Annotated in this window: 10 protein-coding genes; 5 read left to right on the top strand and 5 right to left on the bottom strand. The window is 68.6% G+C overall.

Annotated features, from left to right (window positions below; genetic code table 11):
* The first annotated feature begins 146 nt into the window (after positions 1-146).
* A complete protein-coding gene (locus tag G1H11_RS05850) occupies positions 147-893 on the top strand; it encodes a phosphoglyceromutase (protein WP_163816912.1) in 747 nt (248 codons plus the stop codon).
* A 111-nt stretch (positions 894-1,004) separates the two neighbouring features.
* Here G1H11_RS05850 and phoU read toward each other — a convergent pair whose 3' ends face one another.
* The gene (phoU, locus tag G1H11_RS05845; protein ID WP_163816910.1) at positions 1,005-1,646 is read right to left on the bottom strand and encodes a phosphate signaling complex protein PhoU; all 642 of its coding nucleotides are present in this window, start codon (positions 1,644-1,646) and stop codon (positions 1,005-1,007) included.
* A gap of 188 nt (positions 1,647-1,834) precedes the next feature.
* Here phoU and G1H11_RS26365 point away from each other — a divergent pair, with 188 nt between their 5' ends.
* A complete protein-coding gene (locus G1H11_RS26365) occupies positions 1,835-3,010 on the top strand; it encodes a sensor histidine kinase (RefSeq protein WP_216843479.1) in 1,176 nt (391 codons plus the stop codon).
* Positions 3,007-3,687 (top strand): response regulator, encoded by a 681-nt coding sequence (locus G1H11_RS26900; RefSeq protein WP_163816893.1) that lies wholly within the window; start codon positions 3,007-3,009, stop codon positions 3,685-3,687. Before G1H11_RS26365 ends, G1H11_RS26900 begins: the two co-directional genes overlap by 4 nt.
* Here G1H11_RS26900 and G1H11_RS26895 read toward each other — a convergent pair.
* The 3 genes from G1H11_RS26895 to G1H11_RS05820 all read right to left on the bottom strand — a co-directional run bounded on the left by G1H11_RS26895 (position 3,642) and on the right by G1H11_RS05820 (position 5,476).
* Positions 3,642-3,764 carry a hypothetical protein gene (locus G1H11_RS26895; protein WP_343074815.1) on the bottom strand — a complete coding sequence of 41 codons (123 nt, stop codon included), beginning with the start codon at positions 3,762-3,764 and terminating at the stop codon, positions 3,642-3,644. The genes G1H11_RS26900 and G1H11_RS26895 overlap by 46 nt on opposite strands.
* Before the next feature lie 129 nt (positions 3,765-3,893).
* Positions 3,894-4,778 carry a dihydrodipicolinate synthase family protein gene (locus G1H11_RS05825; protein ID WP_163816891.1) on the bottom strand — a complete coding sequence of 295 codons (885 nt, stop codon included), beginning with the start codon at positions 4,776-4,778 and terminating at the stop codon, positions 3,894-3,896.
* Entirely contained in the window at positions 4,775-5,476 is a 702-nt protein-coding gene (locus G1H11_RS05820; RefSeq protein WP_163816890.1) for a FadR/GntR family transcriptional regulator, read from the bottom strand. Before G1H11_RS05820 ends, G1H11_RS05825 begins: the two co-directional genes overlap by 4 nt.
* Before the next feature lie 190 nt (positions 5,477-5,666).
* On the opposite strand from G1H11_RS05820, the gene G1H11_RS05815 reads away from it, so the two are divergent.
* Complete coding sequence (locus tag G1H11_RS05815) at positions 5,667-6,614, top strand: dihydrodipicolinate synthase family protein (protein WP_163816888.1); 948 nt, start codon at positions 5,667-5,669, stop codon at positions 6,612-6,614.
* 55 nt (positions 6,615-6,669) lie between these two features.
* Here G1H11_RS05815 and G1H11_RS05810 read toward each other — a convergent pair whose 3' ends face one another.
* Positions 6,670-7,827: a citrate/2-methylcitrate synthase gene (locus G1H11_RS05810; RefSeq protein WP_163816886.1), complete on the bottom strand. Its 1,158-nt coding sequence runs from the start codon at positions 7,825-7,827 to the stop codon at positions 6,670-6,672.
* A 92-nt stretch (positions 7,828-7,919) separates the two neighbouring features.
* On the opposite strand from G1H11_RS05810, the gene G1H11_RS05805 reads away from it, so the two are divergent.
* Entirely contained in the window at positions 7,920-9,200 is a 1,281-nt protein-coding gene (locus G1H11_RS05805) for a citrate synthase (protein WP_163816884.1), read from the top strand.
* Positions 9,201-9,222: the final 22 nt, after the last annotated feature.

The raw sequence follows: 9,222 nt of genomic DNA, 5'->3' as shown, positions 1-9,222 counted from the left end.
GGGGGGGGGGGGGCGGCGGGCCCCCCCCCCCCCCCCCCGCCCCCGCCCCCCCCCCCCCCCCCCCCCCCCCCCCCCCCCCCCCCCCCCCCCCCCCCCCCCCCCCCCACAGCGAAGGGAGACATGATGCGCTCGGTACGCTCGAGCCCATGACCTACCGCTTGGTGCTGCTCCGTCATGGCGAGAGCGAATGGAACGCGAAGAACCTGTTCACCGGCTGGGTCGATGTCGACCTCACCGCCGCTGGTGAAGCTGAGGCCCGCCGCGGCGGCGATCTGCTGACCGCCCGGGACGTGCTTCCCGACGTCCTGCACACGAGTGTGCTGCGCCGTGCCATCCGCACCGCCAACATCACGCTCGACGTTGCGAACCGGCATTGGATCCCGGTCACCCGGTCGTGGCGCCTGAACGAGCGCCACTACGGCGCGCTGCAGGGCAAGGACAAGAAGCAGACGCTCGACGAGTTCGGCGAAGAGCAGTTCATGCTGTGGCGGCGCTCCTACGACACGCCGCCGCCGGAGATCGACGACCAGAACGAGTTCTCCCAGTTCGGCGATGCCCGCTATGCGGATCTGCCGCCGGAACTGCTGCCGCGGACGGAGTGCCTCAAGGACGTGCTCAACCGTTTCCTGCCGTATTGGTACGACGCGATCGTCCCGGACCTGCGTCGTGGCAAGACGGTGGCCGTCGTCGCCCACGGGAACTCGCTGCGGGCCCTGGTGAAGCATCTCGACGGGATCTCCGACGAGGCGATCGCGGGACTGAACATTCCCACCGGCGTTCCGCTGGTGTACGAGCTCGACGAGTCGATGCGCCCGGTCCAGGCCGGCGGCGAGTACCTCGACCCGGACGCCGCGGCCGCGGCGATCGAAGCGGTCAAGAACCAGGGTCGCTGACCCGTACGCAACCCCTGGCATGGGTTAGGGTCGCTGGCGCGCCCGAAATGTCCGGTTTCAGCGACCACAACCCATGCCAGGGGTTGTGGTCGCTACCAGGGGCTGTGGTCGCTATTGGAGTTCGCCGGTCACCAGGTAGCGCACGTGCCCGGCGATCTCCACGGCGTGGTCGGCGAAACGCTCGTAGTAGCGGCCCAGAAGCGCGATGTCGACGGCGGCCTCGACACCGCGGTCCCAGTCGTCGTCGAGCAGCACCAGGAACAGTGAACGGTGCAGGTGGTCCATCTCGTTGTCGTCGTGTGCCAGCTGTGCGGCCGTTTGGACGTCACGGGTGCTGATGACCTGGCCGGCCTTGTCCGCCATCTCCACCGCGGTGGTCCCCATGGAGGCGAACGTACTGCGCAGCTCTTCGGGGACGGCGTGGTCCGGGTAGCGCATCCGGGCGATCTTGGCGACGTGTACCGCGAGGTCGCCCATCCGCTCGATATCAGCGGTGATCCGCAGGGCTGCGGTCACGACGCGGAGATCTCTGGCTACGGGGCCTTGTGTCGCCATGACCTCGATGACCTGCTCATCGACCTCGTGCCGGTCCCGGTTGATGACGGCATCACCCGCGACGGTCTTCTCCGCCGCGTCCAGCTCGGCTCCGAGGAGGGCCCGGGTGGCCAGCTGGATCTGTTCGCCGGCCTTGCGGGTCATGCCGACCAGCCGGCCGTTCACGGCGTCGAGTTGTTCGTGGTAGGCGTCACGCATGGGGCCATCGTCCTGTCGTCAGAGTGTGTGCCGAGCTTCCCAGATGTCCAGACTAGGGGTCGCGGCCGGGGCGTCATGGGTGGCAAGGTGAACCGGTCGGGAAATGCGGGTGAACATCGCCGCGAACCCCTGGCTCATTGGCCATTTCGTGCGGTCAGCGCCCGTGACGCCCTCTACTATCGATAAGTGTGGACGCCATCACCGCCGGAGTGCTGGCTGCCGTCGTCGGCTTGGCCGTCGGCCTCGCGGCCGGCTGGAGGCTCCGATCCGGCCGGCGCGCATCCGAACCGACCACCCCACCGCGCACCTCACCGATACCTGAGGGCGCGGACGAGGTCGTCGCGGTGCTCCGGTCCAGTGCCATCGTCCTCGACGAGAGCACCAACGTGGTCAAGGCGAGCCCATCCGCGTACGCGTTCGGCCTGGTCCGACAGGACCGGATCACGGTCCCGGAGCTGCTTGCCCTGGCGGAGAAGGTTCACCGGGACGGTCAGATCAGGGAGATCCAGCTTCAGGTGCCCCGGTCCCGCGACAGCACCCAGACCCTGCACGTTCTCGCCCGGGTGGCTCCGCTCGGTGACCGGCTGGTGCTCGCGCTCGTCGAGGACCGCACCCACGAGATCCGCGTCGACGAGATCAGGCGTGACTTCGTCGCCAACGTCTCGCACGAGCTCAAGACGCCGGTCGGTGCGATGATGCTGCTGGCTGAAGCGGTACAGGACGCCAGCGACGAGCCCGATGCGGTCCGCCGGTTCGCCGAGCGGATGCAGCAGGAAGGTCAGCGCCTGAGCCGGCTGGTGCAGGAGATCATCGACCTGTCGAGGCTCCAGTACGACGACCCGGTCGACTCCCCGGAACCGGTCGAGATCGACGACGTCGTGGTGGCCGCCATCGACCGCAGCCGGGTCGACGCCGAGGACCGGAACATCCGGTTGACCGCCGGCGGTACCGAGGGGTTGCAGGTCCTCGGCAACGAGAAGCAACTCGTCGTCGCTATCGGCAACTTGATCGAGAACGCCGTGAGCTACAGCCCGGAGGGCAGGCGCGTGGCCGTGGGAGTCCGCCGGCGCGAGGACCTCGTGGAGATCAGCGTGACCGACCAGGGACACGGCATCGCCGAGACCGACCTGGACCGGATCTTCGAGCGGTTCTACCGCGTGGATCCGGCCCGGTCGCGGGAGACCGGCGGGACCGGGTTGGGCCTGTCCATCGTCAAGCACATCGCCGCCAGCCACGGCGGCGAGGTGAGCGTGTGGAGCGTGCAGGGTGCTGGATCGACCTTCACCCTCAGACTGCCGCTTCTTCCCTACCGCCCCGGGCAACAGGCCAGGGGCGTTTCGCAGGTTGCTAAGGAGGCACCGTGACTCGTGTGCTCGTCGTCGAGGACGAGGAGTCCTTCAGCGACGCACTGTCGTACATGTTGAAGAAGGAGGGCTTCGAGGTGGCCGTCGCGGCCACCGGCGACCACGCACTCGACGAGTTCGACCGTGCCGGAGCCGACCTCGTCCTGCTCGACCTGATGCTTCCCGGACTGCCGGGCACCGAGGTGTGCCGGCAGCTGCGGCAGCGATCCAACGTGCCGGTCATCATGCTCACCGCCAAGGACTCCGAGGTGGACAAGGTGGTGGGCCTGGAACTGGGCGCCGACGACTACGTCACGAAGCCGTTCTCGTCCCGTGAGCTCGTGGCGCGAATCCGTGCGGTGTTGCGGCGCGGCACGGAGGCGGCGGAGGTCAGTTCCGCGATTCTGGAGGCAGGGCCGGTGCGCATGGACGTCGAGAGGCACGTCGTCTCCGTTGACGGCGAGTCGGTACGGCTGCCGCTGAAGGAGTTCGAGCTGCTCGAGCTGCTCCTGCGCAACGCCGGGCGGGTCCTCACCCGGGCCCAGCTGATCGACCGGATCTGGGGCGCGGACTACGTCGGCGACACCAAGACCCTGGACGTCCACGTGAAGCGTCTTCGAGCCAAGATCGAACCGGACCCGACGACGCCGACCTACCTGCTCACGGTCCGCGGCCTGGGGTACAAGCTGGAGATGTAGACGCCTGGCCGGCCCGACAGGAGGAACAGGCGGGACGGCACGCACATCGGACTTGAGCAGTAGGCGTTCTCGTACAGGGTTCCGCGGGCGGCCAGTCGATCGAGACGGGGCGTGCGTACGGTATCCGGTCGCCTCGGCGGCGTGTTCGTCCGATAGCACGAACACGATGTTGGGCGGCCTCCGTCTCGTCGTGTGTCACCCCACCCTCAGAGGAACGGGGTCTCCGCGACCAACCGCGCGACCAGGGCGTGGTCGTCGGCGCTCATCTGCTGAATGGGTTTGCGTGGCGGGCCGACATCGAACCCTTGCGCCTGCAGGACGGCCCGGGCGAACGCGACGTTGTCGTAGTGGGCGCCCTGCCTGATCACTCCGTTGGCCTGGCCCTGGAGCCGCGCTGCCTTGGGCGCGTCACCGGCGGCGAGTGCCTCGGCAGCCTGCACGAACAGGCCGGCCATGAAGTTGTAGGTGCTGCCGATGGCTCCGGCCGCTCCGGCGAGGAGACCGTGGATGCAGACCTCGTCGGCGCCGTTGAAGATCGCTGCGCCGTCGCCGCACAACGCGACGAGCTGCTGTAGTTCGTAGATGTCGCGCGAGGTGTACTTGAAGCCGACGATGTTCTCGTGCGCGGCGAGTTCGATGAACAGATGGAACGTCGCGTCGTCACCGCCCGCCATCGGCAGATGGTAGGGGAGGAACGGAACCGGCGACGCCTCGGCGATGTCGAGGAAGTGCTGACGGACCTGCTCACGGCCATGCTGATAGTAGAACGGCGCCACCGCTGAGACCGCGTTCGCGCCCGCGTTCGCCGCGTTCCGGGCCATCTCAATGCTTCCAGCGGTGTCAGCGGCCCCCACGTGCGCGACCACCGGCACCCGGCCACCGACCACATCGGCGACCAGCGCGGTGAACTCCGTGCGTTCGGCGGGCGACTGCATCGGGCCTTCGCCCGTGGTCCCGCCCACGTACAGGCCGCCGACACCTTGCCCGATCAGGGCGTCGACCAGCTTGCGGGTCACCTCCGAGTCGATGGTGTGGCCGGCGCCGTACGGCGTGACGATAGCCGGAATGATCCCTTGTAGGTCGAGCTTCACGTGTCCTCCGCTTGATTTTCCTGACTGGCCGAACTGGATCGTGCGTCCAGTGATCTCCGGATGCCGCCGAAGTGCTCTCGCACGCTTCGCATCATCTGTCTTGCATCTCCGCCGCGAATGGCGGCGAGGATGTCCCGGTGCACGTCTACCGAGTGCTGGTCCCCAGCCGGGAGCTCGCTCTCCAGCTTGTGGAATAGGTCCCAGAACAGTTCCAGCAGCGTCGTCACCAGGCCGTTGTCCAAGGGCGCGAACAGACGCACGTGGAAGCGCCGATCCACCTCGGCGAAGGTCTCGCCGCGTGCATGGGCGGCCGCCATCTCGTCGACGATGCCGTCCAGCTCGGCCAGGTCCGCTTCGGTCATCAACGTGGAGACGGCGACGATCAGCCCACCCTCGATGGCTTCACGGACCTGCAGTAGCTCCGTGAGGGAGTGCCCGCCGATGCCGAAGCTGTACGGGAGCTGCTGCACGACCGCGTCGAACGAGAAGGTGCTGACGTACAGGCCGCGACCGGGCACGGCCTTGATCACTCCGAGCGTCTCCAGGCTCTTCGTCGCTTCCCGGAGCGAGAGCCGGCTGATGCCGAGTTCGTTCGCCAGTTCGCCCTCAGGCGGCAGCCCGGCGCCCGGCGTGAGCTGGTGGTCGAGAATGTAGTCGCGGAGGCGCTGCTGTGCTTCCTGGTAGAGCGGTTTTCTCATGCGAGTGCTTTCTGGTCGGTGTTGTGGCCGGAGCCGCCGTCCATCCCGCCGAAGCTGAGCTGGCCGGGTAAATGACATGCCTCCTGGTCGTCGTCGGTCTCCCGGGCGAGAGTTATCAGATATCTGATAGACCTGATGTGTCAAGGTTACAGGCGGACTAATTCCGATGGCGACCTCCGAGGAGCCCGTCATGAAACCACTGAATGCCACGGAGATCCGCGGCGTCTGGGGCACCTTGCTGCTGCCGGTTGACGACCACGGGGGGATCCGCTGGGACCTCCTCGATGAGCAGTTGGGTACGCTCTTGACCAGCGGAGTCGACGGCGTATACGCGCACGGTACGGCGGGTGAGTTTCACACCTTGACCGAGCCGGAATTCGACCGGATCAGTGAACTGATCGCCGGCCGGTGCGAAGCGGCCGGCATGGCGTTCCAGATCGGTGCCACGCACCCGAGCGCGCAGCTGTGCCTCGACCGGGTCCGCCGGGCGCGGGCGGTGGCGCCTGGCGCCATCCAGGTGATCCTCCCGGACTGGCTTCCGCTCAGCGACGACGAGTGCCTAGCCTTCGTCAGCCGCGTTGCCGAGGAAGCGGCGCCGGTGCCGCTGGTCCTGTACAACCCGCCGCACGCCAAGACCCAGATCTCGCCGTCACTGCTCGGCCGGTTACTGGCCGAGGCCCCGTCTGTCGTGGGCGTGAAGGTGGCCGGCGGTGACGACGCATGGTTCGAGCAGGTCCGTGTGCGTGCGCCTGGCTGTTCCCTGTTCGTGGCCGGCCACCGGCTAGCGTCCGGCATGGCACGGGGCGCGCACGGCAGCTACTCGAACATCGCCGCGATGTCGCCGGCCGGTGCCGTGGCCTGGTACCGGCAGATCCTCGGCGAGCCGGCCGCCGCACCGGCCGCCGCACTGGACGTCGAACGGCGGATAGCCGGCTTCTTCGCCGCCCACATCACACCGCTGCAAGCCCGCGGACTGTCCAACCCCGCCCTCGACAAGTTCTTGGCCGCGGTGGGCGGGTGGGCCGAGATCGGCCTGGGGGTGCGGTGGCCGTATGCGAGCGCTCCGGCGGCGGCGGTCGAGGAGGCCAGGAGCGACGCCCGCGTTCTCCTTCCCGAGCTGTTCCCCTCACTCTCGTGATCATCAACGATTGACCGTGTGATGACACGGCTCAAGCCGATGATCAGGGGAGGTTTCATCCTGCGGGGACCGGCTGAGGCGGCTCCGGGCCCACGTAGCGGGCCGATGGCCGGATGATCTTGCCGGCGGCCGCTTCTTCCAGGATGTTGGCCGACCAGCCGATCACCCGGCTGACGGCGAACGTCGGCGTGAACATCGAGCGGGGGATTCCGCACAGTTCCATCACCACACCCGCGTAGAACTCCACGTTCGCGTACAGCTCGCGTCCGGGCTTCAGCTCGGCGAGGATCTCGACGACGCGCTGTTCCACCACGGCCGCGAACTCGGCCAGGCCACCGCCGAGCTCGAGCGCGGTCTCCCGGAGCAGCCGTGCCCGCGGATCCTGCGTGCGGTAGGCGGCATGCCCGAAGCCCATGATCCGCTCACCTGCCGCGACCCTCGGACGGATCCACTCGTCGATCCGGTCTGGCGTGCCGATGGTATCGATCGTCTCCAGAGCGCGATCGGGTGCTCCGCCGTGTAGGGGGCCGGAGAACGCGCCGATGGCGGCGGTGACCGCCGAGACCAGGTCCGCGCCGGCGGACGCCACGACCCGCGCGGTGAAGGTCGACGCGTTGAAGCCGTGGTCGATCGTGGAGGTCAGGTACGTCTCGACGGCCTTGGCGTGCGCCTGTGCGGGGCGTCGGGCGGTGATCATGTAGAGCCAGTTCTCCGCTGTGGAGAGAGCGGGCAGGGGGCTCAGCGGCTCGCTTCCGGTCCGGAGTCGGTGCAGCGCGGCCAGGATGGTGGGGGTCACGGCACAGACCATCATGGCGTCCTGCTTGCGGAGTTCGGCGTCGATGTCCCAGAGAGGACGCAGATCACGGGCGCTGGCGAGGAATGACAACGCGGTCCGCAGGGCTGACAGCGGCTGGAGTTCCCGCCCCGCCCGGGCGATCTCCGGCAGGATCGTGGTCAGCTCATCCGGGAGCGGCCGCAGTGCGGCGATCTCCTCGCCGAACCGTCGCCGCTCGGCGGCGTCGGGGAGTCTGCCTTCCAGGAACAGGAACCACACGTCCTCGAACGTGCGAGACACGGCCAGGTCGATCGCCGAATACTGGCGGTAGTGGTAGAAGCCCTCACGTCCGCGCACGTCACCCAGCTCTGTGCTGGTCACTGCCACGTTTCTGAGCCCGCGGGGCGCTTCGATCAGGCCGTTCGACGGTGTTGTCATGCAACGCACCTCCTTCTCACCGCTACAGTTGATGAGCAGTCAATTGTTGTCAACGTTGATTTCGTCAATGTGAATGCAAAGGAACTGGTCAGATGGATGACAGCGACGGCCGGTATCTCACCACGTCGGAGGTCGCTGCGCGCCTGGGCGTCAAGACGGAGACCGTGTACGCGTACGTCAGCCGTGGCTTGCTCGCCAGCGTCCGGGTCAGCGGCCGGCGAGGCAGTCTGTTCTCCGAGCACGACGTCGACCAGTTCGCCGGGCGGAGCCGGGAGAACCGGCCGGCAGCGGGAGTCGTGGAGCGCATCGCCACGGCGGTCACATTGCTCGAGGACGACCTGCTGTACTACCGCGGGGTAGAGGCAGGCGAGCTGGCGACGACCAGATCGCTGGAGTCGGTGGCCCGCTTCCTGTGGACGGGCCGCTTCGGGGATGACGGCGCGGGCGGGCATACACCGTTCTCGTCAGCCGGGGAGCTGGCCGCGGTGGCGAGAGCGGCCGCGGCGCCGTTGCCCGCCTCGGCCCGGCTCACCGACCACCTCCGGGTCGTGGTCGCTGTGCTCGGCGCGGCGGATCCGTTGCGCTTCGACCTGTCTCCTGCGGCCGTCGTGCGCACGGGCGAAATCATGCTGGCGGCCATGGTGGATGCGCTGCCACGGCAGGCGCCGGCCGATCACGGTGCCACCGACGAGCCGGTCGCCGGCCCCGCGGACGGCGCCGCCCGGCCACGCGCGGCGGCGCTTGCCGATCGGCTGTGGCCGGCGCTGTCCCGCCAGGAACCCCGGAGCGAGCTCCTCAACGCCGCGTTGATTCTGCTCGCTGATCACGGCTTGGCGGCGTCGACCGTCGCGGCCCGGGTGGCGGCCAGCGCCCGGGCGCATCCCTACGCCGTCGTCTCGGCGGGCCTGGGAGCGCTCGATGCGCAGTACCACGGCGCATCCAGCAGCGAAACGTACCGATTCCTGGCCGAAGCGATGGCGGGCCCGCTCGTCGCCGTGTCCGAGCGGCTGCGAGCGGGCACAGGCGTGCCGGGGTTCGGGCACCGCGTCTACCAGGAGCGCGATCCCCGAGCCGACCTGCTTCTCCGCCTGCTGCGTCAGCTCGATGGTGCCGGACCCGTTCTGGCGGCGGTCGACGCCGTCGCTGACGAGCTAGGGCGCGGCGGGCTCTGGCCACCCAACATCGACCTCGCGCTCGCGGCGATGATGCACGCGTGCGGGATGCGGCCGGACGCCGGCGAGGCGGTCTTCGCGGTCGCGCGGACCATCGGCTGGATCGCCCACGCGCTGGAGGAATACCAGGAGCCCGGGCTCAGGTTCCGCCCGCGCGGTGTCTATACCGGACCCCGCCCTGCCCCCGCCCATGATCATTGACGATCGCGGACGTGCCCCGGTG

Source organism: Phytoactinopolyspora alkaliphila (genome assembly GCF_010550695.1).
Classification (GTDB): domain Bacteria; phylum Actinomycetota; class Actinomycetes; order Jiangellales; family Jiangellaceae; genus Phytoactinopolyspora; species Phytoactinopolyspora alkaliphila.
This window is presented reverse-complemented; position numbering and strand designations above follow the sequence as displayed.